This window comes from Streptococcus sp. Marseille-Q6504 (assembly GCF_965111625.1).
In genome coordinates, this window is record NZ_CBCOON010000001.1 from 58,082 (window position 1) to 82,549 (window position 24,468).

Here is a 24,468-nt window from a genome sequence, read left to right on the forward strand (position 1 = left end):
TTTTTGTTTAAATACTTTTACCTGGTAAGAGACTAACTGGCAAGAAATAACCAGTGGTAGCAACCTCTTTACCTTCAATTTTTTGTAAGAGCAAATCAACTGTTAGGCGAGCAATCTCTTCCAAGGGTTGTTTAATGGTAGTGAGGTGAGGGTAGAAATTCTCAATGAAATAAGTCCCGTCATAGCCGATCACTTTGAGTTGTTCAGGCACAGAGATTCCAAGCTCCTGGGCAATCTTAATAACCAAAATAGCAGTCAAATCATCAGAGGCGAAAATCGCATCTGGTTTTTGTTTGGTCAGGATATTTTTTATTTCCATTTCCTTACGAAGGGGTGAAAAATCACTGGAAACATTGATAATAGGAGCCTTTGGCAAGATTGAAGCAAAACCAGCATGACGAAGTCCAGTTGGGGAATTAGAGTTGTCATTTCCTGTAATCATGATAATAGATTTGGCTCCAGTTTTAGCCAAGGTCTGAGCGGCTAGGACACCACCAGCATAGTTGTCAGAAGAAACGACAGGGATATCTGGAGACAGGTTACGGTCAAAAGAGATGATTGGAGCCGTTACGCGATTGTAGTCTTCAATTCCCAAGTTATGACTACCAGAGATGATTCCATCCACTTGGTTGGCTTCTAGCATTTCAAGATACTCACGTTCTTTTTCCGAATCGTGCTCACTATTGCAGATGATGGTCTTGTAGCCTTTTTTGAAGAGTTCGTGTTCCAATTTATCAATCAATTCTGCATAGAAAACATGGCTAATTTTGGGGAAAATCAAACCGATTAACTTGGCAGATTTACCTTGAAGACTGCGAGCTAGGTTGTTGGGTTTATAGCCCAGCTCACGCATAGCATCATTAACCTTTTGAATGGTTTTTTCTGACAGATAACCCTTTTTGTTGATGACACGTGAAACAGTAGTAGGGCTGACGCCAGCTAATTTTGCGACATCAGTTAGTTTTGCGATCATATTCTAATTCGTAGTATGTTCCAGTTGGGTTTCCAGATTTAATGAGGATTCCATTTTGATCTTTGTGAGGGAAGACACGACCAGAAAATACTTTTTCTCCTTTATTGATGAAAATTTCAAAGACTGAGTTGTCGATGAAGATATTGACAGTAGTTGCTTGATTAGTAACTGAGCAAGAGCGAGTAGTTCCAAATTCTTGAGCATATTGCTCACCTGCTTGACTACGGTCAACGGTTACTTGGCCATTGACAAGGTCAAAGTTAATAGTGAGTCCCTTGCCGTCTTTATCAGCAAGAAGGACGATTTCGCTTTGACTATTGGCCTCTAAGTTAAGCTCAAGTTCGTAACAATTTTTAGTTTCAGAGCGATTTGAAAATTCCTCTTTTGAAGCTCGGAGGTCCTGGATAGCTGCTAAAGGGTACTGATAGAGTTTGCCATCCTTGATTGTAAGTTCCTTGACTAATGAGAAGGTTCCTTGGTGATCAAAGCGATCAGATGGATAAGAAACATCTGGTAACCCAAGCCAGCTGACTGCCAGGGCTCGACCATCAGGAGCGTTAAAGGCTTGAGTAGCATAGGCTTCGAAACCATAGTCTAGATTGTGTAGTTCAGACACATCTACCATACGTGCATTTTCAGGATCGAAGGAAGCACCAATTTTATACATATTTGGAAAGATATTATCGTAGTCTAGAACTTTCTTATCCAATCCTTGTGGGCAGTAGAGAAGGACAGGTTGTTCTCCGACAAAGACAAGATTTGGGCACTCCATCATATAGGCAGTGCGGTCATTGTTGAAGTCAAGGTCTCCGACTTCTTGCCAGTTTGTATAATCATTATCGACTGCTTTGTAGAGACGGACGAATCCTTTTTTCTCCAAGTCTTGTCCACCAACGATTGCGTAGTATTGTCCTTTAAAGTTAAAAATCTGTGGATCGCGGAAGTGGTCGGTAGCATCAGCTGGTTGATCAATCAAGACCTTATCAATCTTTTTTATGTTTCCGTCCTTATTCATCAAAGCACCAATCTGATAAGGATGGCGAATCCAATTTTCATCACGGACATTTCCTGTATAGAATAGAAACAATTGATTGCCAAACTGCATAGCAGATCCAGAGTAAGCGCCGTGGCTATCCAATGGAGTATCAGGTAAGATTTTTACACCTGTTTCAGTAAAGTGAACCAAGTCGTCACTTTCAAGCTGAACCCAAGATTTCAATCCATGAGCTGCACCAAAGGGGAAGTTTTGGTAAAAGACAACCCACTTGCCATCAAAGTAAGAAAAACCGTTCGGATCGTTAAGAAGTCCTTGCTTTGGTTCGACGTGATAGGCAACATGCCATGGTGATTGCGCCATCTTTTCTTGGAGTTCTTTTCTTTCTTCTTGTGTCCAATCTTCATAGCGTCTATAACGACGCTCGGTAGTCCATTCCATTTATATTCCCTCCATAAATTCTACTATCTTTATAGTAAACGTTTCCTTATAAAAAAGCAAGTCTTTTATATCGAAGTTAAGAAAAAAATGTCAAACGATTGACAGATAATTAGAAACCTATTTTTATGAAAATCAATGAAAATATGAAAGTTTTTGAAAATATTCACATAAAAACATGTAGAGATAGGCGATTTTGAGAGAATTTTATTAAGAAAGTAGCAAAAACTATCAAAAATTTTAGCAATCAAAAAACTTTTTCTGCAAAACGCTTGACATATTTTTGAAAGATGATAAAATAATACTCGTAGGGCGAGTAAAATCGCTTTCAAACAAGAACAAATTTTTTTATAAGGAGATTTTTGCAAATGACCAATACAGAAATTGCAAAAAAAGTCATCGAAGCCTTGGGTGGACGTGAGAACGTCAACAGTGTAGCTCACTGTGCGACTCGCCTCCGTGTTATGGTAAAAGATGAAGCGAAAATCAATAAGGATGCTATCGAGAACTTGGAAAAAGTTCAAGGTGCTTTCTTTAACTCAGGTCAATACCAAATCATCTTTGGTACTGGTACAGTAAACAAGATGTACGATGAAGTCGTAGCTCTTGGGTTGCCAACATCTTCTAAAGAAGATATGAAAGCAGAAGCTGCAAAACAAGGAAATTGGTTCCAACGTGCCATCCGTACTTTCGGTGACGTCTTCGTTCCAATCATTCCAGTTATCGTAGCAACTGGTCTCTTCATGGGTGTTCGTGGTCTCTTGACTGCTCTTGGAATGACACTTCCAGAAGATGTGACAACTTATACTCAGATCTTGACAGACACTGCCTTTATTATCTTGCCAGGTTTGGTTGTTTGGTCAACTTTCCGTGTATTCGGTGGTAACCCAGCTGTTGGTATCGTTCTTGGTATGATGCTCGTTTCTGATTCACTTCCAAATGCCTGGGCTGTTGCGTCTGGTGGTGAAGTAACTGCAATGCAGTTCTTCGGATTTATCCCAGTTGTAGGTTTGCAAGGTTCAGTTCTTCCAGCCTTCATCATCGGGGTTGTCGGAGCTAAGTTTGAAAAAGCAGTTCGTAAGGTTGTTCCAGATGTACTTGACCTCTTGGTAACACCGTTTGTAACACTCCTTGTAATGTCAATCCTTGGATTGTTTGTTATCGGACCAGTCTTTCACGTTGTTGAAAACTACATTCTCATTGGAACAAAAGCTATTCTTAACTTGCCATTCGGACTTGGTGGTTTCTTGATTGGTGGAGTTCACCAATTAATCGTCGTATCAGGTGTTCACCACATCTTCAACTTGCTTGAAGTTCAATTGCTTGCTGCTGACCATGCTAACCCATTCAACGCTATCATTACTGCAGCTATGACTGCTCAAGGTGCTGCAACAGTAGCCGTTGGTGTGAAAACTAAAAATCCTAAACTTAAAACACTTGCTTTCCCAGCTGCTCTATCTGCCTTCCTTGGTATTACTGAGCCAGCTATCTTCGGGGTTAACTTGCGTTTCCGTAAGCCATTCTTCCTTTCATTGATTGCTGGTGCAGTCGGTGGTGGACTTGCTTCAATCCTTGGACTTGCTGGTACTGGTAATGGTATCACAGTCATCCCAGGTACTATGCTTTACATTGGTAACGGACAACTTCTACAATACCTTCTTATGGTAGCTGTATCCTTTGCACTTGGTTTTGCTCTTACTTACATGTTTGGTTACGAAGATGAAGTAGAAGAGGTTGCAGGAGCAATTTCTGAAGCTGAAACTGACCGTTTAACAGAAGAAGCAGTAACTGGTAATCTTGTTTCACTTAGCGAAGGTGTTATCCAAACACCAATCGTTGGTGATGTTGTTGCTCTTTCAAATGTGAATGACCCAGTATTCTCAAGTGGAGCTATGGGACAAGGTATCGCCGTGAAACCTAGCCAAGATGTTGTTTATGCACCAGCTGATGCTGAAGTGACAATCGTCTTCCCGACTGGCCATGCTTATGGATTGAGAACAGCTAACGGTGCTGAAATCTTGATCCACGTTGGTATCGATACTGTTTCAATGAACGGTGAAGGCTTCAACCAAAAAGTTAATCAAGGTGATAAGGTTAAAGCTGGAGATGTTCTTGGAACATTTGACTCAGCTAAGATTGCTGCTGCAGGACTTGATAACACTACTATGGTTATCGTAACAAACACTGCAGACTTTGCTTCAGTAAATCCAGTTGCTTCTGGATCAGTTGCTAAGGGTGACGCAATCATCGAAGTTAAAGCTTAATAAATCAAAAAAACGAACAAATGTCATGTTTGTTCGTTTTTGCTTGAATGGTAAAATTTACAGAGGAAAATCTAAAATATTGAGCAATTTTCAGTCTGGGAATATGCTATAATAGAGAAAATAAATACAAGAGGTTTATCATGACAAAACTATACGGAAGTTTGGAAGCAGGCGGTACAAAATTTGTCTGTGCTGTCGGAGATGAAAACTATAATGTTGTAGAAAAGGTACAATTTCCTACAACAACACCTATTGAAACAATCGATAAAACCATCGAGTTCTTCTCAAAATTCGACAATCTTGCAGGACTTGCCATTGGTTCATTTGGTCCAATCGATATCGATAAAAACTCAAAAACTTACGGATTTATCACAACAACTCCAAAACCTAACTGGGCAAATGTAGACTTGCTTGGTGCTCTTCGTCGCGCTCTAAACGTGCCTATGTATTTTACGACAGACGTAAACAGTTCTGCCTACGGTGAGGTGGTTGCTCGTAATAATGCCGGCGGTCGTATCGAAAACTTAGTTTATTACACTATCGGTACAGGTATCGGTGCAGGTGTTATCCAACGTGGCGAGTTTATTGGCGGTGTTGGTCACCCTGAGATGGGTCATTATTATGTGGCTAGACACCCAATGGATATTGAAAAAGAATTTAAAGGTGTTTGTCCTTTCCATAATGGATGTTTGGAAGGTTATGCAGCTGGTCCAAGTTTGGAAGCTCGTACAGGTGTTCGTGGGGAAAACATTGAACTCAACAACTCTGTCTGGGATGTTCAAGCCTACTATATTGCTCAAGCTGCAGTGAATGCGACTGTAACTTTCCGTCCAGATGTTATCGTCTTTGGTGGTGGGGTTATGGCTCAACAACATATGCTTGACCGTGTACGTGAGAAATTCACAGCCCTACTCAATGGCTACCTACCAGTTCCAGATGTACGTGACTATATCGTGACTCCAGCTGTTGCTGGCAATGGTTCAGCTACACTAGGAAACTTCGTTCTTGCTAAGAGCGTTGCAAAATAAGAATATAGAAAAACTCCCAACTTTCTCAGTTGGGAGTTTTGCTTTAGTCTTTTTCTATTTTTGTTTCCTGATGGAAAATATTTTGCCAAGTTTCGTGGCGGCGCCAGATGCTGGTATGAATGGTATCACCGACTTGGTAGCGGATGAGTTTAGTCTTTTGACTGATAGAAGTCAAATGAAGCTCTTTAATGGCAGAGGTCAATTCTTTTTCAGCCGTATAGGCTCCCTTATCCAGTTCTTGTCCGTCCTGGCGAATATAAATGAAGTCTTCTGCAAGTAATTCCTCCAGTTGATTTCCTTGGTCAATCAGTTGCTCTCTCATGAGCAATTTTTTATAGACATTATCTAGAATTTCATCCTCAGGGATTGGTGCTGGTTCAATATGAATGTCTGTATCAAAGACACCAAAGCGTTCTGATAACATGGATTCGACCTGATCCGCAATTTCGTGACTTTCAAAAACAGAGAGATCTGGGTTCATTTCCAGAGTAATGTCCAGATAAATGTTGCTTCCGTAAGTACGACCTCGTTGTGATTTGACCTTGCTAATCTTAGGAATTTCCATGATAGCCTTTTGGTAATCTTCTAGCAAGTGTTCATCAAAACCATCAGAAAGGCTGAAGGATGACTCGATAAAGATATCATAAGCAGTTTTAAGAATAAAGAAGGTAATGATAATCGCAACCAACTTATCCACTATTGGATAGTTGAAGCTACTAGCCAGGATAGCAATAGAAGTTCCAAGAGATGTCACGGCATCTGACAGATTGTCCTTAGCTGCAGCCTTGAGGGCCTTGGACTTAGACTGCTTACTCAGATGGGTATTGTAGAGATAAACGGCAAACATGATGATAGCAGAGATGACTCCTAGAGTCGCCCCAAGTGGGTCAATGACCGTTTGCTCTCGGCTGAGTATCTTTTGAATGGTGTCACGTAGAACATCAAAGCCAACGTAAAACATGATGATGGAAGTGATGAGACTTGCCAAATCCTCTATTTTCCAGTGACCGAAGCGATGATCTCTATCTGCCGGTTGGCGAGCCAAACGAATCCCGATGAGGAGGGCCACGTTTCCAACGATATCTGAAACGTTGTTAAAACCATCGGCTACCAAGCTGGATGAATGGAGGAGGTGTCCGGTCGCTAGCTTAGCTGCAGACAAGAATAGATAGGTCAAGATGCTGATAATGGCACCGCGCTCAGCCAATTTTAAGTTTGAAACCGATTGATTCATCTAACTCCCCTTCTAGCATTTTAGTATTCTTTCATTATACTGGTTTTCCAAGGAAAATTCAAATGTGGGAAGTAAGTTAAATACACTTCAAAACTTGAAAACTTTTGAAATTCTGATATAATAGAACTACTCAAGGGAGTAGCTGGCGGGAAACCGCGATAGTGTCGTCATTACGAATTATTTCCGGCACTATATTAAACAGCGAGACTTGTTTTTTTAAAAACAGGTCTCTTTTTTTGTAAAAAGAGGCCAAAAAGGAGGAGACTGTTTTGTCAAAAGAACAAAATAAAGACTTGTTTTACACACAGACCTCAGAAGAAGTCCTAAAGAACTTGGACTCATCTATCGAAGGTTTGTCAACTGCTCAAGCTCAAGAACGACTAGCGACTTATGGTCGTAATGAGTTGGAAGAGGGAGAGAAACGTAGCCTACTAGCTAAATTCCTTGATCAATTTAAGGATTTGATGATTATCATCTTGCTTGCGGCAGCGGCACTTTCTGTGATTACAGAAGGAATGGACGGTCTAACGGATGCCATTATCATCTTGGCCGTTGTTGTCTTGAATGCTGCCTTTGGGGTTTACCAAGAAGGGCAAGCAGAAGCAGCCATTGAAGCTCTGAAAAATATGTCTAGCCCGATGGCACGTGTTCGTCGTGATGGTCATGTTATTGAGATTGACTCAAAAGAATTGGTACCCGGAGATATCGTCTTGCTTGAAGCGGGAGATGTAGTGCCTGCCGACATGCGTTTGCTTGAAGCGGCGTCTCTTAAAATCGAAGAAGCTGCTCTTACAGGGGAGTCTGTGCCAGTTGAAAAAGATGTGACAGGACTTGTTGAAGCAGATGCTGGTATTGGGGATCGTGTTAACATGGCTTACCAAAACTCAAACGTAACTTACGGTCGTGGCATTGGTGTCGTGACAAATACTGGTATGTACACAGAAGTTGGTAAGATTGCAGATATGTTGGCTAATGCTGACGAGACTGAAACACCATTGAAGCAAAGCTTGGAACAATTATCTAAGGTCTTGACTTACTTAATCATTGTGATTGCAGTGATTACCTTCTTGGTTGGTGTCTTTGTTCGTGGCGAACATCCATTAGAAGGCTTGATGGTGGCGGTTGCCCTTGCGGTTGCTGCGATTCCAGAAGGGCTTCCTGCCATTGTAACTATCGTTCTATCTTTGGGAACTACAACACTTGCCAAACGTAATTCGATTGTCCGTAAATTGCCAGCTGTTGAAACTCTTGGTTCAACAGAAATCATCGCATCTGATAAAACAGGTACTTTGACCATGAACCAAATGACGGTTGAAAAAGTTTATACCAACGGTCAATTGCAAAGCTCGGCATCTGAGATTGCTGCTAGCAACAATACCCTTCGTATCATGAACTTTGCCAATGATACCAAGGTGGATCCATCTGGCAAATTGATTGGTGATCCAACGGAGACAGCTCTTGTACAGTTTGGTTTGGACCACAACTTTGATGTTCGTGAAGTCTTGAAGGATGAGCCACGTGTAGCTGAATTACCATTTGACTCAGACCGTAAACTCATGTCTACCATTCATAAGGAAGCAGACGGTTCTTACTTTATCGCTGTCAAGGGTGCGCCTGACCAACTGCTCAAGCGCGTGACTCGTATTGAAGTCAATGGGGAAGTTCGCCCAATCACAGAAGAAGATAAACAAGCTATCCTTGCTACCAACAAAGACTTGGCTAAACAAGCCCTTCGTGTCTTGATGATGGCTTATAAGACAAGCAACGAAATCCCAACCTTGGAATCTGAAATTGTTGAGTCTGACCTCATCTTCTCTGGTTTGATCGGAATGATTGACCCTGAGCGCCCAGAAGCTGCAGAAGCTGTACGTGTCGCTAAAGAAGCAGGTATCCGTCCAATCATGATCACAGGTGACCACCAAGATACGGCTGAAGCTATTGCTAAACGTCTCGGTATCATCGATCCAAATGATACAGAAGACCATGTCTTCACTGGTGCTGAATTGAATGAACTCACTGATGAAGAATTCCAAAAAGTCTTCAAGCAATACTCTGTATACGCACGTGTATCACCTGAGCACAAGGTTCGTATCGTGAAAGCATGGCAAAATGAAGGTAAAGTTGTTGCCATGACAGGTGATGGAGTTAACGATGCGCCTTCACTTAAGACAGCTGACATCGGTATCGGTATGGGGATTACAGGTACAGAAGTTTCTAAGGGAGCTTCTGATATGGTCCTTGCTGATGATAACTTTGCAACCATTATCGTAGCGGTAGAAGAAGGACGTAAGGTCTTCTCAAATATCCAAAAATCAATCCAGTACCTCTTGTCTGCTAATATGGCTGAGGTATTCACCATCTTCTTTGCAACCTTGTTAGGTTGGGATGTACTTCAACCAGTACATCTTCTCTGGATTAACCTAGTAACTGATACTTTACCTGCCATCGCCCTTGGTGTTGAACCAGCTGAACCAGGTGTCATGACTCACAAACCTCGTGGGCGTAAGTCTAACTTCTTTGATGGTGGTGTCTTCGGAGCAATCATTTATCAAGGGATCTTCCAAACCATGCTAGTTTTAGGTGTTTATGGTTGGGCTATTCTCTTCCCAGAGCATCAAGTTCAAAGTGAAATCCACGCAGATGCCCTTACAATGGCCTTTGCAACTCTTGGTTTGATCCAATTGCTCCATGCCTTTAACGTCAAGTCTGTTTACCAATCAATCTTTACAGTTGGACTCTTCAAGAATAAGACCTTAAACTGGTCAATCCCAGTTGCCTTCATTCTCTTGATGGCTACGATTGTGGTTCCAGGATTTAACAGTCTCTTCCACGTGTCACATTTGAGCTTGACTCAGTGGATGGCGGTCGTTGTAGGAGCACTTATGATCGTGGTCCTTGTTGAGATTGTCAAAGCAGTTCAACGAGCACTTGGAAAAGATAAAAACGCTATTTAAGCATTGAAAAGTCATCTTCGGATGGCTTTTTGCTTTTATATATGGTAAACAGAGATAGATTTTATGCTATAATCAAGTTGAGAAAAAGATGGAGGAATAGTAGTTGGAAAAGAAAATTGTAAAAGATATCTTGTTTTTGTCGCAGGTATCTCAGCCTGCTAGTCAGGAAGATTTACCCCTAGCAAAGGATTTGCAGGATACCCTATTGGCTAACCGAGAAAGCTGTGTTGGACTAGCGGCCAATATGATTGGGGTACAAAAACGCGTCATTATTTTTAATATCGGAATGATTCCCATGGTTATGTTTAATCCAGTTCTCCAATCTTTTGAAGGATCATACGAGACAGAGGAAGGTTGTTTGTCTTTGACGGGTGTAAGACCGACAACTAGGTATGAGAAGATTACAGTAAGCTACAGAGATATCCATTGGCAAGAGCAGACCATTACCCTGACGGGTTTTCCTGCTCAGATTTGTCAGCATGAATTGGATCATTTAGAAGGGATTGTCATATAGGCTTTGTATCCTAGAACAGGGTACATCCTTCAAGCTTAAGGAAACAAACTCGTTTTTCTTGCACTCTTGTTTGAAATTTGTGATAATGAAAGAAAGAATAATAAATGGAGGACAGTCAAATGGGATTTTATCTGATGATTGGTTCGATGTTGCTTGGTCTTTTTGCTTTGAAGATAGGATTTTCTCATCTAAAGGAGAAAAAGTTTAATCTGTCATCTATCTTGGCAAGCTGCCTTGGGACAGCACTAGTTCTCTTTGCAATCTGGTTAGGATTGCCAAAATAAGGAAAGAAGAGGCTGGGACAAAAGTCCTAGCCTCTCAATTGTCTTTGGATTGTCGAGCAAGACGCAGTGGTTGAGTGGGTTATATTACGCTGATTTCATCAGCTTTTATAGCCCTACTCAACTGTGCGGAGGTGGGACAACGAAATCGAATTCTAACGAATTACCGATTTCTGTCCCACTCTCTTTTAAGCTCAAATCCTTGGTAGTCCTAAAAAAATATGCTACACTAACACTATGAAAATTCTAATCCCAACCGCAAAAGAAATGAACACCGAAATCCCTAGTTTAGAGGCTAAACCATTGCGTCCTGAAAGTCAGGCAGTGCTGGATGAATTGGCGACATACTCTGCCCAAGAACTGGAGAGTTTTTACAAAATATCTGCCGAAAAAGCGCAAGAGGAGTATGACCATATCCAGGCCTTGAAAAATGAAACTGCGACAAACTATCCAGCCTTGCACCTCTTTGATGGACTCATGTATCGCAACATCAAACGGGACAATCTAACCAAGGCGGAGCAAACCTATCTGGAGGAACACCTCATGATAACGTCAGCTCTTTATGGTGTGATTCCAGCCTTTGAACCGATTGCGCCTCACAGACTGGACTTTTTGATGAAACTAAAAGTCGCTGGAAAAAGCTTGAAAAGTCATTGGCAGGTGGCCTATGAAGAGTCGATGAAGGGTGAAGAACTAATCTTTTCACTCTTGTCTTCGGAGTTTGAAACTGTCTTCCCTAAAGAAATCCGTGAGAAAATGGTGACCTTCAAGTTTATGGAAGAGCGAGATGGAAAACTAAAAATCCACTCAACCATTTCTAAAAAAGCTAGAGGAGCTTTCTTAACAGCCTTGATGGAAGGTCAGGTAACCTCGGTTGAAGAGATTAAAAAGCTCAGCTTTGCGGGTTTCAGTTATCGAGAAGACTTGTCGAGTGATAAGGAATTGGCTTTTGTGAAATAGATAGAAAATAGAGAGAGTGGGACAGAAATCGGTAATTCGTTAGAATTCGATTTCGTCGTCCCACCTCCGCACAGTTGAGTAGGGCTGTAAAAGCTGATGAAATCAGCGTAGTTAGAGCCCACTCAACCACTGCGTCTTGCTCGACAATCCAAAGGCAATTGAGAGGCTAGGACTTTTGTCCCAGCCCTCTTTTTGTGATTTGGTGCTCCTATTTTTAGTTTAGAATGGTAGGAATTTTCACACAATTTTGGTATAATAGGACTATTAGAAAATTTCGAGGAGACAAACATGTCAGTTAAGATTGCTTTACTTGGATTTGGTACAGTAGCCAGTGGTGTGCCATTCTTGCTAAAGGAAAATAAAGAAAAAATTGTTCAAGCAGCTCAGTCAGAAATTGAAGTAGCTAAAGTTTTGGTCAAAGACGATCAAGAGAAAGCCCGCTTGCTTGAAGCAGGAAATGATTTTAATTTTGTAACAAATATCGATGAAATTTTGTCAGACAAAGACATCACGATCGTTGTTGAGTTGATGGGGCGTATCGAACCTGCTAAAACATTTATCACTCGTGCTTTAGAAGCAGGGAAACACGTCGTGACAGCTAACAAGGATCTTTTGGCAGTCCATGGTGCAGAATTGCTTGAGGTAGCCAAAGCTCACAATGTTGCCTTATACTATGAAGCAGCAGTTGCAGGAGGAATCCCAATTCTTCGTACTTTGGTTAACTCATTAGCATCAGACAAAATCACACGTGTTCTTGGTGTTGTCAACGGAACATCTAACTTTATGATGACCAAAATGGTAACAGAAGGTTGGTCTTATGAAGATGCTTTGGCAGAAGCCCAACGACTTGGCTTTGCTGAAAGCGACCCTACCAATGACGTTGATGGGATTGATGCGGCTTACAAGATGGTCATCCTCAGTCAGTTCGCCTTTGGAATGAATGTCAAGTTTGAAGATGTGGGTCACCAAGGAATTCGCAACATCACTCCAGAAGATGTAGCAGTAGCTCAAGAGCTTGGTTATGTTGTAAAACTAGTTGGTTCTATCGAAGAAACAGCTTCTGGGATTGCTGCTGAGGTTACGCCAACCTTCCTTCCTAAAGAACACCCACTTGCAAGTGTTAATGGTGTTATGAATGCGGTATTTGTGGAGTCTATCGGTATCGGCGAGTCTATGTACTATGGACCAGGTGCTGGTCAAAAACCAACTGCAACAAGTGTTGTGGCTGATATTGCCCGCATCGTTCGTCGTCTGAATGATGGAACAATTGGAAAAGCCTTTAATGAATACAGCCGTCCAGTAGTCTTGGCTAAGCCAGAAGATGTCAAAGCTAACTACTATTTCTCAATCTTGGCTCCAGACTCAAAAGGACAAGTCTTGAAATTGGCTGAGCTCTTTAACGCAGAAGATATTTCCTTCAAGCAAATCCTTCAAGATGGTAAGCAAGAAGGCAAGGCTCGTGTTGTCATCATCACTCATAAAATCAACAAGGCGCAACTTGAAAATATTACAGCAGCTTTGAAGGGTGTAGCCGAGTTTGAACTTCTCAACACCTTCAAGGTTTTAGGAGACTAAGATGAAGATTATTGTACCTGCTACAAGTGCCAATGTGGGTCCTGGCTTTGACTCGGTTGGTGTAGCTGTAACTAAGTATCTAGAAATTCAGGTTTGTGAGGAACGTGAAGAATGGATGATTGAGCACCAATTGGGCAAATGGATTCCACGTGATGAACGTAATCTTTTGCTGAAGATTGCTCTACAAATTGTTCCAGACCTCCAACCTAGACGTCTGAAGATGGTCAGTGATATCCCGCTTGCGCGTGGACTAGGTTCTTCTAGTTCAGTCATCGTTGCTGGGATTGAACTGGCAAATCAACTCGGAAACTTGAAACTAAGCAAACATGAAAAATTACAATTGGCGACCAAGATTGAAGGGCATCCTGATAATGTTGCACCAGCTATCTATGGAAATCTCGTCATTGCTAGTTCGGTAGAAGGTCAAGTTTCAGCTGTTGTGGCGCCTTTCCCAGAGTGTGCCTTTCTAGCTTACATTCCAAACTATGAATTGCGAACTCGCGATAGTCGTGGTGTCTTGCCTAAGAAACTTTCTTATAAAGAAGCTGTTGCGGCAAGTTCTATCGCCAATGTGGCTATCGCATCCCTACTGACTGGAGATATGGTCAAAGCAGGCCAGGCTATCGAGAGTGACCTTTTCCATGAGCGTTACCGTCAAGAACTGGTGAGAGAATTTGCGACGATCAAGAAAGTTGCTAAGAGAAATGGTGCTTATGCGACCTACCTCTCTGGTGCTGGTCCGACTGTTATGGTCTTGGCTGATCCTGACAAGATGCCTAAGATTAAGGCAGAGCTTGAAAAGCAACCTTTCAAAGGCAAGCTTCATGAGTTGCAAGTAGATACAGAAGGCGTTCGCGTCGAAACAAAATAAACAGAACAATAGGATGGGGAAACTCTCTATTAGAGGGCTTCCTGTCCTTTTTTTGAAAATGAAACATGGGATATAAATTGTTTCCCGTGTTTAGCGACCGATAGAAGGTCAAGGAGGATTTGAAATGGCAGAAATATATTTAGCAGGCGGTTGTTTTTGGGGCTTGGAAGAATACTTTTCCCGTATTTCTGGAGTATTGCAAACAAGTGTTGGTTATGCCAATGGTCAGGTAGAAACCACCAATTATCAACTGATCAAAGAAACAGATCACGCAGAGACAGTGCAAGTCGTCTATGACGAAAAGGTGGTCTCGCTCCGTGAGGTTTTACTCTATTATTTCCGAGTTATCGATCCCCTTTCTGTCAACCAACAAGGGAATGACCGTGGTCGTCAATACCGCACAGGGATTTATTACCTAGAAGAAGCTGATCTACCAACGATCAATACAGTAGTTCGCGAACAAGAACTCCTCATCGGTCGTAAAATAGCAGTAGAAGTGGAGAAGCTTCGCCACTATATCTTAGCCGAAGACTATCACCAAGACTATCTCAAAAAAAATCCTGGTGGCTATTGCCACATTGATGTGAGGGATGCTGAGAAACCACTGATAGATGCCGCCAACTATGAAAAACCGAGTCAGGCAGTGCTAAAAGAAAAACTATCTGAGGAATCCTATAGAGTCACGCAAGAGGCTGCGACGGAAGCTCCTTTTAGCAATGCTTATGACCAAACTTTTGAGGAAGGAATTTATGTCGATATCACGACTGGTGAGCCTCTCTTCTTTGCCAAGGATAAGTTTGCCTCAGGCTGTGGTTGGCCAAGTTTTATCCGTCCTATTTCCAAGGAACTTATTCATTATTACCAGGACTTGAGTCACGGTATGGAGCGTATCGAAGTTCGTTCACGTTCAGGGAATGCTCACTTGGGACATGTCTTTACAGACGGCCCTCGTGAACTAGGTGGTCTCCGTTACTGTATCAATTCTGCATCCTTACGATTCATTGCTAAGGATGAAATGGAAGAGGCTGGTTATGGATACCTGCTTCCATATTTGAACAAGTAAAAAGAGAGAGTGGGACAGAAATCGTTAATCCGATAGAATTCGATTTCGTCGTCCCACCTCCGCACAGTTGAGTAGGGCTGTAAAAGCTGATGAAATCAGCGTAGTAGAGCCCACTCAACCACTGCGTCTTTCTCGACAATCCAAAGACAATTGAGAGGCTAGGGCTTTTGTCACACTCTCTTCATGTTGAAATAGAAGGGACTTATGAAACACTTACTTTCTTACTTTAAACCCCATAAACAATAAGAAAAGTTGCCTTCGGGTGACTTTTTTGTTACAATAGCTAGAAAATTATCCAGTATGAATACTTATATAGAAAAGGAGCCTAGGGATGAAAGTCTTTCAGCATGTAAATATCGTGACTTGTGACCAAGATTTCAATGTCTATCTAGATGGGATTTTGGCTGTCAAAGAATCCCAAATCGTCTATGTCGGTCAGGAAAATCAAGAGATTCTTAAACAAGCAGATCAAATCATAGACTATCAGGGAGCATGGATCATGCCTGGCTTGGTCAACTGCCATACTCATTCTGCCATGACAGGCTTGAGAGGCATTCGCGATGACAGTAATCTCCATGAATGGCTGGAGGACTATATCTGGCCAGCAGAAGCAGAATTCACACCAGAGATGACTACAAAGGCCGTCAAAGAGGCGCTAACAGAGATGCTTCAGTCAGGAACGACAACTTTCAATGATATGTACAATCCTAATGGAGTGGATATAGCTGAGATTTATGTGGCAGTCAAGGCATCCAAGATGCGTTGCTATTTTTCTCCAACCCTCTTTTCTTCAGATGTGGAGACGACGGCTGAAACTATAGCCAGAACTCGAGCCATTATCGAGACAATCAAAGGCTATCAAGACCCAAATTTCAAGGTTATGGTGGCCCCTCATTCGCCATACAGTTGTAGTCGAGATTTGCTGGAGGCAAGTCTTGAGCTAGCAAAAGAAGAAAACATTCCTCTTCATATCCATGTTGCAGAAACACAGGAAGAGTCAGGTATTATCCTGAAACGCTATGGCAAACGACCACTAGCCTTTCTAGATGATCTTGGCTATTTAGACCATAAGGCTGTATTTGCCCATGGTGTGGAGTTAAATGAAGCAGAAATTACCCGCCTAGCAGATTCGCAAGTCGCTATCGCTCACAATCCTATCAGCAACCTCAAATTAGCCTCAGGGATTGCACCAGTCGTCCAACTTAAAAAGGCAGGAGTGCCAGTCGGGATTGCGACGGACTCAGTTGCTTCTAATAACAATCTCGATATGTTTGAGGAAGGGCGGACTGCAGCACTCTTACAGAAAATGAAGAGTGGCGATGCCAGCCAATTTCCAATTGAAACAGCCCTCAAGGCACTGACTATTGAAGGTGCTAAGGTATTGGGAATGGAGGATGAAATTGGCAGCCTAGAAGTCGGCAAGCAAGCAGATTTCCTAGTCATCCAACCCCAAGGCAAAATCCATCTTCAACCTCAAGAAAACATGCTATCTCACCTCGTTTATGCCGTCAAATCCAGTGATATTGATGACGTCTACATTGCAGGGGAGCAGGTTGTGCAGGATGGTCAAGTATTGACTGTAGAATTGTAAAAACTAGTATAAAATCACTAAATCTCATAGGAAATTTCTTGTGAGGTTTTTAAAATTTTGCCAGAAATAAGCCTGTTTGACTTCTTACAGAAATATATTGAAACTAAATTTTAAAAAATACCAATTAGATAAATAAGAAAAATTGTGGTATAATAATAAGATGCAAAAAAAGGAGTATGTATGGACATTTCAGAAATTCGTCAAAAAATTGATGCAAATCGTGAAAAATTAGCTTCTTTCAGGGGGTCTCTTTGACCTCGAAGGTTTAGAGGAAGAAATTGCCATTTTGGAAAACAAAATGACAGAACCTGATTTTTGGAACGATAATATTGCGGCCCAAAAAACGTCGCAAGAATTAAACGAACTCAAAAATACCTATAATACCTTCCACAAGATGGATGAGTTGCAGGATGAAGTTGAGATTTTACTGGACTTTTTGGCAGAGGATGAATCCGTTAAGGATGAGCTGGTTGAAAAACTCTCTGAGTTAGATCAGATGATGACCAGCTACGAAATGACCCTTCTCTTGTCAGAACCCTATGATCACAACAACGCCATCCTTGAAATCCATCCTGGTTCTGGGGGGACAGAGGCTCAAGACTGGGGCGATATGCTCCTTCGTATGTATACTCGCTATGGAAATGCCAAAGGATTCAAGGTCGAGGTCTTAGACTACCAAGCAGGTGATGAGGCAGGAATCAAGTCAGTAACCTTGTCTTTTGAAGGACCAAATGCTTATGGTCTTCTCAAGTCAGAGATGGGAGTTCACCGTTTGGTCCGAATCTCACCATTTGACTCTGCTAAACGTCGCCACACCTCATTTACTTCTGTAGAAGTCATGCCAGAGTTGGATGATACCATCGAAGTTGAAATCCGTGAGGATGATATCAAGATGGATACCTTCCGTTCAGGTGGAGCAGGTGGACAAAACGTCAACAAGGTTTCAACAGGTGTCCGCTTGACTCACATTCCGACAGGTATCGTCGTAGCATCAACTGTTGACCGTACCCAGTACGGAAACCGTGATCGTGCTATGAAGATGCTTCAGGCAAAACTCTATCAGATGGAGCAGGAAAAGAAAGCTGCTGAGGTAGACTCGCTCAAGGGTGAGAAAAAGGAAATTACATGGGGAAGCCAAATCCGCTCCTATGTATTTACGCCTTATACAATGGTAAAAGACCATCGTACAAACTTTGAAGTAGCGCAGGTTGATAAGGTTATGGATGGAGACCTAGATGGTTTCATCGATGCTTATCTGAAATTGCGTATTAGTTAAAAGAAAGGAAGTCACATGTCAATCATTGAAATGAGAGATGTTGTCAAAAAATACGACAACGGGACAACAGCCCTACGTGGCATCACTGTAAATATCGATGCAGGAGAATTTGCCTACATCGTAGGACCTTCAGGTGCTGGTAAATCAACCTTTATCCGTGCCTTGTATCGTGAGGTCAAAATCGACAAAGGAAGCTTGCAAGTCGCAGGTTATAACCTGGTTAAGATCAAAAAGAAAGATATTCCGTTCTTGCGTAGAAATGTCGGAGTAGTCTTTCAGGATTACAAACTTTTGCCAAAGAAAACCGTTTATGAGAACATTGCATACGCAATGGAGGTTGTCGGTGAAAGCCGTCGTAACATCAAAAAACGTGTTATGGAAGTCTTGGACCTTGTCGGTTTGAAGCACAAAGTTCGTTCATTCCCAAATGAGCTTTCAGGTGGTGAGCAACAACGTATCGCCATTGCGCGTGCTATCGTAAACAATCCTAAGGTTTTGATTGCCGACGAACCAACAGGTAACTTGGACCCAGATAACTCATGGGAAATCATGAACCTCTTGGAACGTATCAATCTTCAAGGGACAACTGTTTTGATGGCGACCCACAACAGCCAAATCGTAAATACCTTGCGCCACCGCGTTATTGCCATCGAAAATGGTCGCGTGGTACGTGATGAAGCGAAAGGAGAGTACGGATACGATGATTAGTAGATTTTTCCGCCATCTATTCGAAGCTTTAAAGAGTTTAAAGCGTAATGGATGGATGACCATTGCTGCCATCAGTTCAGTAATGATTACCTTGACTTTGGTTGCTATCTTTGCTTCAGTTATTTTTAACACTGCGAAATTAGCAACTGATATCGAAAACAACGTCCGCGTCATGGTTTATGTTCGTAAAGACGTTGAAGACAATAGTGAAACCATTGTAAAAGAAGGCCAAACAGTCACGAACAATGACTACCACAAGGTCTACAATGCCCTAAAAGCTCTGCCAGCTGTTAAAAATGTAACCTTCTCAAGTAAAGAAGAACAGTACCAAAAGCTGACTGAAACTATGGGTGACGAGTGGAAGGTGTTTGAAGGAGACGCAAACCCTCTTCATGATGCCTACATCGTAGATACCAATTCACCAAGTGATGTAAAACCAGTAGCTGAAGAAGCTAAGAAAATCGAAGGTGTCTCTGAAGTTCAAGACGGTGGTGCCAATACCGAACGTCTCTTCAAGTTGGCTTCCTTCATCCGTGTATGGGGATTGGTCATCGCAGGACTCTTGATCTTCATCGCAGTCTTCTTGATTTCAAATACCATCCGTATTACTATCATTTCACGTAGCCGTGAAATCCAAATCATGCGTTTGGTTGGTGCAAAAAACGGTTATATCCGTGGCCCATTCTTGCTAGAAGGTGCCTTTATCGGATTGTTGGGAGCAGCTCTTCCATCAGCATTGGTATACTTTATCTATAACCGAGTGTTCCAATCAGTCAACCCATCCTTGGTTGGTCAAAACTTATCTTTGATTACACCGAATACCTTTATTCCATTGATGATCGGTCTCTTGTTCCTTATCGGAATCTGTATCGGTTCACTTGGTTCAGGAATCTCAATGCGTCGATTCTTGAAAATCTAAGTCACATAACTGGATAAAACACATAAAAAAGTGGGATGTCATCAAGACTTCACAGCTCTTGATGCCCCGCTTTTTCTTTTGGTCTTGGTGCTCAGTCGCTTGCCAATTTTGGGTAAAGAGTGTATGATAGGAAAGGACCTTTTTACTAATATGAAAAATGAATGAGGAAAAGATGAAACAATTTTTGGAAAAAGTGAGCATACTCTCCCTATCGTTAGTATTGATCACATCGTTTTCAATTTCGAGTGCCCTACCTGCCATGTTTGACTATTATCAGGGCTATTCGACTGGTCAGGTCGAACTCTTGGTCAGCCTCCCATCCTTTGGGATTATGGCCATGCTTTTATTGAACGGAGTTCTAGAGCGTATTTTTCCTGAACGCCTCCAGTTGACCTTGGGACTTTTGATTTTATCCATCAGTGGAACAGCACCTTTCTGGTATCAGGGTTATTACTTTGTCTTTGCGACACGCTTACTATTTGGGCTTGGAGTAGGAATGCTCAATGCCAAGGCCATTTCAATCATCAGTGAACGTTACCACGGTAAAACTCGTATCCAGATGCTTGGTTTTCGTGGATCAGCTGAGGTAGTAGGAGCCTCTATATTGACGCTGGCAGTCGGTCAGCTCTTAGCCTTTGGCTGGACCGCAACCTTCCTAGCCTATGCCGCAGGCTTGGTAGTCTTGGTGCTCTTTCTTCTATTTGTCCCTTACAACAAGGAAGAAATTCACGAGTCCAAGCATCAGACAGAAGAAGCAGCGAAACTGACTCGTTCCATGCTCCAATTGATTTTCTTCCTTGCTATTGCAGCCGCAGTGATTGTATGTACCAATACGGCCATCACCTTCCGTATCCCAAGTCTTATGATTGAGGCAGGGTTTGGAGATGCTCAGTTGTCTAGTTTGGTACTTAGTGCCATGCAGTTGATTGGGATTCTAGCTGGAATCAGCTTTTCTTTCCTGATTTCGACCTTCAAGGAAAGACTTCTATTGGTCGCTGGTGTCACTTTTGGGATCGGGCAAATCATCATTGCTCTTTCCCCATCACTCTGGGTGGTGGTTGCAGGTTCTATTCTGGGAGGCTTTGCCTACAGCATCGCTCTGACGACAGTCTTTCAGTTGATATCTGAACGAATTCCTGCAAAACTCCTCAACAAAGCAACTTCCTATGCTGTTTTGGGATGTTCTTTTGGAGCATCATTAACACCCTTCGTTCTTTCAGGGATTAGCTTGGTGACTACAGATGGTCGAATGACCTTCATCATTCTAGGAGCATGGATGATTGCTACATCAGTCATTGTTTCCCTCTTATTGAAAAAAGAAGCCTAACAAAGAAAAACTCAAGGATGAATCCTTGAGTTTTTTGTCTATTAGCCAAACATCTGCCAAAAGTAATCGATGATGTAGGTCAAGCCATAAGTGTAAACGACCAGGGTAAAGGGCTTGGTCAGGATGATAATGGTCATATACCGCTTGAAGCTCATCTTGGTCAAAGCAGCCAACATGCAGAGAAAATCAGCTGGACTAACTGGCCAAATCATCATAAAGATAAAGAATCGGTCAAAGCGATTGCCCTCATCTAACCAACCGATATACTTGTCATAGGTGCGTTTGCTGACCATAGACTGGACAAAGGGTGCTCCGTAGAGACGAACCAAGTAAAAGATAATGGCACAACCAATGACAATACCGATATAGTTGTAAATGGTCCCGATGATATGCCCGTAGATAAAGACACCTGCAACGGAGGTTAGAGCTCCTGGAATGATAGGAACAACTGTCTGCAAAATCTGTAAAAAAATAAAGAGCGGTGGCCCCCAGATACCCGCCTGTTGGATAAAGGCTGATAGGGTTTCCTTGGAGTGCAAGATACCCGCCTGATAGGCCCAGATACAGAAAATCAAAGTACCAACTCCACCGATGATGGAAGAAATATTGATTGCTTGCTGTAGAAGGGGAGAAACAGCTTTCATTTCTTTCTCGTGTGACATGTAAACTCCTCTTGTGTAGTATGATTCTACTATACCATATTTTAGGGAGAAAGACTACATGGGATACTTGGTGTGACTTTGCCTCAAGTATGGTAAAATGGGAATAAGAAAATGACAGCTTAGAATGAGGAAAATCATGTTAGGTTTGAAGTTTAATGGCACTTGGCGCAACTACCAAAAACAGGTATTGGACAATTTCCAAGAATACCAAGCAGATGGTCATGTCCACTTGGTGGCAGCGCCAGGCTCTGGTAAAACAACTATTGGGATTGAGTTGATTGCTCGCTTTGATAAGCCTGCCCTCGTTTTGGTACCGACGGTGACTATCCGGGAACAGTGGGTCGATAGGATTCGCCAGGCCTTTTTAGAGGATGAGAACCAGGTCACAAGTCTCGTATCTCAAAATCTCAAGGACATGAAGCAAATCACCATCGCCACCTATCAAGCCTTTCACAGTGCTATGCAACAGGTGCAATCTCAAGAAGATAACGGCGAGGTTGAGGACTTTGTAGGCTTTGACCTGCTTGCCAGACTCAAGGAAAGGGGTGTCGAAACCCTCTGTCTGGACGAATGCCATCACTTGAGAAATGAATGGTGGAAAAGTCTAGAAGACTTCCGTAAAAACTACCAGCAACTGCAAGTCATCTCTCTCACTGCGACACCGCCTTATGACAGTGAACCAGAACTCTGGGATCGCTATCTCCAGATGTGTGGCGAGATTGACCAAGAAATCACGGTGCCAGAACTGGTCAAGGAAGACACTCTTTGCCCTCATCAGGACTTTGTCTATATCTGTTTTCCGACTAAGGAAGAGGACAAGCGCTTGGAAGAGTTTGAGGATACCAAGTGGCAGTATGTCAGCCAACTAGTCGTTGATCCTGACTTCCAAGAGTTGATTCGGAGTTCCAAAGTTCTCAAAGGGGAAATCTCTGCGGATATGCTCCTCGAAGATCCCAAGTATCTCTCAGCGCTTCTCATTTATCTACAGGCTCAAAAACAGGAAATTCCCAAGCATCTACGAGACTTACTAGGAGCTGAAGGCTTGCCTTCCCTTAATTATTATTGGTTAGAAGTTCTCTTGCAAGGTCTTCTCTATCAGACTCCTGATTGGTATGAGGATCCGCAGGAGACAAAGAAAAAAATAGAAGCAGAACTGAAATCAAGAGGACTGATTGAAAAACGTCAGGTTTTCTTGGTCAGATCCAAGGCCAATGACCAAATCCTCAACCAATCTCTAGGAAAACTAGCTGGGATTGCATCTATTTTTGAAACCGAGTATGCTAGTCTAAGTCAGGGCTTGAGACAGTTAGTCTTGGCGGACTATATCCGTAAGGATTTTGCCACTTATCTGGGAGATGACCAAGCGCCAATCACGCAATTAGGTGTCCTCCCTTACTTTGAAACCATTCGCAGAAGTGCACAAAAGCAAGGCTTGTCTGTCCCAATAGCAGTCCTTTCAGGTAGTGTCGTGATCATACCTGCCAGTGTCAAGGCGGAACTTCAAGCCCTCATCCCAAACACTAGCTTAAGCTTCTCTGCCATCGGAAAACTCGATCAAGGTGCCTATCTCCAAGTAGGTTTTCCATCTAGCTTTAAGGGGATGGTTGCAGCAGTGACCGAGCTCTTCCAACGTGGTTCTATCCAAGTCTTGGTCGGAACCAAGTCTCTCTTGGGAGAAGGATGGGATGCGCCTTGCGTCAACTCTCTCATCCTCGGAAGTTTTGTCGGAAGCTTTATGCTCAGCAATCAGATGCGGGGCCGTGCCATCCGTATCTGGCCAGGTCATCCAGATAAGACTAGTAATATCTGGCACCTAGTAGCCATCAAACCCTACAAAAATCCAGCCTTTTCTAAGGAAAATCAAGAAGAACTAGACCTCAATCCATATCAGGACCTACAAACCCTTGCCCGTCGTATGGACCATTTCCTTGGCTTGTCCTATAAGGAGGATACCATTGAAACAGGTCTGGATCGCTTGAACTTTCCTGAGTTCCCATTTAAGAAAAAGAAACTCGAAGACTATAACGAGAAGATCATGGAACTATCCAAGGATCGCGCCTCCCTACGTAAAAAATGGCAGGAATCTCTCATTGTTGCTGACAAGATTGAGATTGTCAATGAAGTGGCGACCGACAGCAAACGAATCCCTCTGCTTGCTCTAGCGGATGCTGAAAAGTGGCTTCGCTACGCTCTGATGGTATTTGCCATTAGTCTCCTGGCTTATGTCGTTCGACTAACCTTCTTTGCCTTACCATGGTTGACAGCTCTTTGTGTCCTCTTCCTAGCTATCACAGCCTTTCGCTACTACAGCTACAAGAGTCCTTATAAACGCTTGCGCCAGATCGGTGAAGCTATTCGTAAAGCCATGGTGACTGCAGGGCATTTGTCTGATGACCAGTCGCGCGTGCAGGTCGATGAGGACAAGGACAGCTTTAATGTCTTTGCCTATCTAAAAGGTGGCAGTATGCGAGACAAGGAACTTTTTTCCAAGGCCTTAGGAGAATTCTTTACGCCAGTGGACAATCAACGCTACCTCTTAGTCGCTCAAAAAGCTCCAGCAGGTCAGTCCAAGTATTTCGTTGTGCCTAGCCTCTTTGAAAAACGCAAGGAAGATGCCCAGCTCTTCCAAAATGCCGTTGCACCACACATAGGCAACTACCAACTCGTCTACACCCGCAACGAAGCAGGACGAAAAATCCTACTCGAAGCCAGACTCAAATCCCTAGCCAACAAAAACGACCGCATCATCACCAAGAAAAAGGTCAAAAGTGCGTTAAAATAGAAGGAAGTGAGCGTTTTCTGCTAGGAATATGATATAATAATAGGAAGAATGCGG

The 24,468-nt window shown here is 42.6% G+C and carries 19 protein-coding genes; 15 read left to right on the forward strand and 4 right to left on the reverse strand.

All coding sequences use genetic code 11. The annotated features are described in order from the left end of the window. Positions 1-7: 7 nt before the first annotated feature. Positions 8-973, reverse strand: coding sequence for a LacI family DNA-binding transcriptional regulator (locus ACWPUA_RS00385; protein ID WP_454378466.1), 966 nt, complete (start codon positions 971-973; stop codon positions 8-10). Continuing rightward, complete coding sequence (locus ACWPUA_RS00390; protein WP_454378468.1) at positions 954-2,408, reverse strand: sucrose-6-phosphate hydrolase; 1,455 nt, start codon at positions 2,406-2,408, stop codon at positions 954-956. The genes ACWPUA_RS00385 and ACWPUA_RS00390 overlap by 20 nt, the downstream gene beginning before the upstream one ends. A 365-nt stretch (positions 2,409-2,773) precedes the next feature. Here ACWPUA_RS00390 and ACWPUA_RS00395 point away from each other — a divergent pair, with 365 nt between their 5' ends. Then, positions 2,774-4,669 carry a sucrose-specific PTS transporter subunit IIBC gene (locus ACWPUA_RS00395; RefSeq protein WP_036759227.1) on the forward strand — a complete coding sequence of 632 codons (1,896 nt, stop codon included), beginning with the start codon at positions 2,774-2,776 and terminating at the stop codon, positions 4,667-4,669. A 140-nt stretch (positions 4,670-4,809) separates the two neighbouring features. Continuing rightward, positions 4,810-5,697: a fructokinase ScrK gene (scrK, locus tag ACWPUA_RS00400; protein ID WP_006148929.1), complete on the forward strand. Its 888-nt coding sequence runs from the start codon at positions 4,810-4,812 to the stop codon at positions 5,695-5,697. A 43-nt stretch (positions 5,698-5,740) separates the two neighbouring features. Here the strand turns inward: scrK and ACWPUA_RS00405 are convergent, their stop codons facing one another. Further along, positions 5,741-6,931 (reverse strand): cation diffusion facilitator family transporter, encoded by a 1,191-nt coding sequence (locus ACWPUA_RS00405; protein ID WP_045615335.1) that lies wholly within the window; start codon positions 6,929-6,931, stop codon positions 5,741-5,743. A gap of 269 nt (positions 6,932-7,200) precedes the next feature. On the opposite strand from ACWPUA_RS00405, the gene ACWPUA_RS00410 reads away from it, so the two are divergent. The 12 genes from ACWPUA_RS00410 (at position 7,201) to ACWPUA_RS00465 (ending at position 20,970) form a co-directional block, all read left to right on the forward strand. After that, on the forward strand, positions 7,201-9,885 hold the full coding sequence (locus tag ACWPUA_RS00410) for a cation-translocating P-type ATPase (RefSeq protein WP_454378471.1): 2,685 nt from the start codon (positions 7,201-7,203) through the stop codon (positions 9,883-9,885). A 103-nt stretch (positions 9,886-9,988) separates the two neighbouring features. Beyond that, the gene (locus ACWPUA_RS00415; RefSeq protein ID WP_454378473.1) at positions 9,989-10,399 is read left to right on the forward strand and encodes a peptide deformylase; all 411 of its coding nucleotides are present in this window, start codon (positions 9,989-9,991) and stop codon (positions 10,397-10,399) included. Positions 10,400-10,518: 119 nt separating this feature from the next. Next, on the forward strand, positions 10,519-10,683 hold the full coding sequence (locus tag ACWPUA_RS00420) for a hypothetical protein (protein ID WP_006155852.1): 165 nt from the start codon (positions 10,519-10,521) through the stop codon (positions 10,681-10,683). 234 nt (positions 10,684-10,917) lie between these two features. Continuing rightward, positions 10,918-11,640 carry a peroxide stress protein YaaA gene (yaaA, locus tag ACWPUA_RS00425; RefSeq protein WP_454378475.1) on the forward strand — a complete coding sequence of 241 codons (723 nt, stop codon included), beginning with the start codon at positions 10,918-10,920 and terminating at the stop codon, positions 11,638-11,640. A 288-nt stretch (positions 11,641-11,928) separates the two neighbouring features. Then, positions 11,929-13,215, forward strand: a complete 1,287-nt coding sequence (locus tag ACWPUA_RS00430) for a homoserine dehydrogenase (protein WP_454378477.1) — start codon at positions 11,929-11,931, stop codon at positions 13,213-13,215. 1 nt (position 13,216) lies between these two features. Then, positions 13,217-14,086 (forward strand): homoserine kinase, encoded by an 870-nt coding sequence (thrB, locus tag ACWPUA_RS00435; RefSeq protein WP_454378479.1) that lies wholly within the window; start codon positions 13,217-13,219, stop codon positions 14,084-14,086. A 124-nt stretch (positions 14,087-14,210) separates the two neighbouring features. Continuing rightward, positions 14,211-15,149, forward strand: coding sequence for a peptide-methionine (R)-S-oxide reductase MsrB (gene msrB, locus ACWPUA_RS00440; RefSeq protein WP_414312348.1), 939 nt, complete (start codon positions 14,211-14,213; stop codon positions 15,147-15,149). 331 nt (positions 15,150-15,480) lie between these two features. After that, positions 15,481-16,740 (forward strand): TRZ/ATZ family protein, encoded by a 1,260-nt coding sequence (locus ACWPUA_RS00445; RefSeq protein WP_454378482.1) that lies wholly within the window; start codon positions 15,481-15,483, stop codon positions 16,738-16,740. Positions 16,741-16,920: 180 nt separating this feature from the next. After that, positions 16,921-18,016 (forward strand): peptide chain release factor 2 gene (prfB, locus tag ACWPUA_RS00450; protein WP_454378484.1). Its coding sequence is split into 2 segments (ribosomal slippage): positions 16,921-16,992 and positions 16,994-18,016, totalling 1,095 coding nucleotides; the frame shifts between segments, so codons are not numbered across the junction. Between the two features lie 15 nt (positions 18,017-18,031). Beyond that, positions 18,032-18,724 (forward strand): cell division ATP-binding protein FtsE, encoded by a 693-nt coding sequence (gene ftsE, locus ACWPUA_RS00455; protein WP_004251332.1) that lies wholly within the window; start codon positions 18,032-18,034, stop codon positions 18,722-18,724. Then, the gene (ftsX, locus tag ACWPUA_RS00460) at positions 18,717-19,643 is read left to right on the forward strand and encodes a permease-like cell division protein FtsX (protein ID WP_223332616.1); all 927 of its coding nucleotides are present in this window, start codon (positions 18,717-18,719) and stop codon (positions 19,641-19,643) included. The genes ftsE and ftsX overlap by 8 nt, the downstream gene beginning before the upstream one ends. 172 nt (positions 19,644-19,815) lie before the next feature. After that, a complete protein-coding gene (locus tag ACWPUA_RS00465; protein WP_454378487.1) occupies positions 19,816-20,970 on the forward strand; it encodes an MFS transporter in 1,155 nt (384 codons plus the stop codon). A 41-nt stretch (positions 20,971-21,011) separates the two neighbouring features. Here ACWPUA_RS00465 and ACWPUA_RS00470 read toward each other — a convergent pair whose 3' ends face one another. Further along, positions 21,012-21,632 (reverse strand): TVP38/TMEM64 family protein, encoded by a 621-nt coding sequence (locus tag ACWPUA_RS00470; RefSeq protein ID WP_414290471.1) that lies wholly within the window; start codon positions 21,630-21,632, stop codon positions 21,012-21,014. Between the two features lie 136 nt (positions 21,633-21,768). On the opposite strand from ACWPUA_RS00470, the gene ACWPUA_RS00475 reads away from it, so the two are divergent. Then, positions 21,769-24,414 carry a DEAD/DEAH box helicase family protein gene (locus ACWPUA_RS00475; RefSeq protein WP_454378489.1) on the forward strand — a complete coding sequence of 882 codons (2,646 nt, stop codon included), beginning with the start codon at positions 21,769-21,771 and terminating at the stop codon, positions 24,412-24,414. Positions 24,415-24,468: the final 54 nt, after the last annotated feature.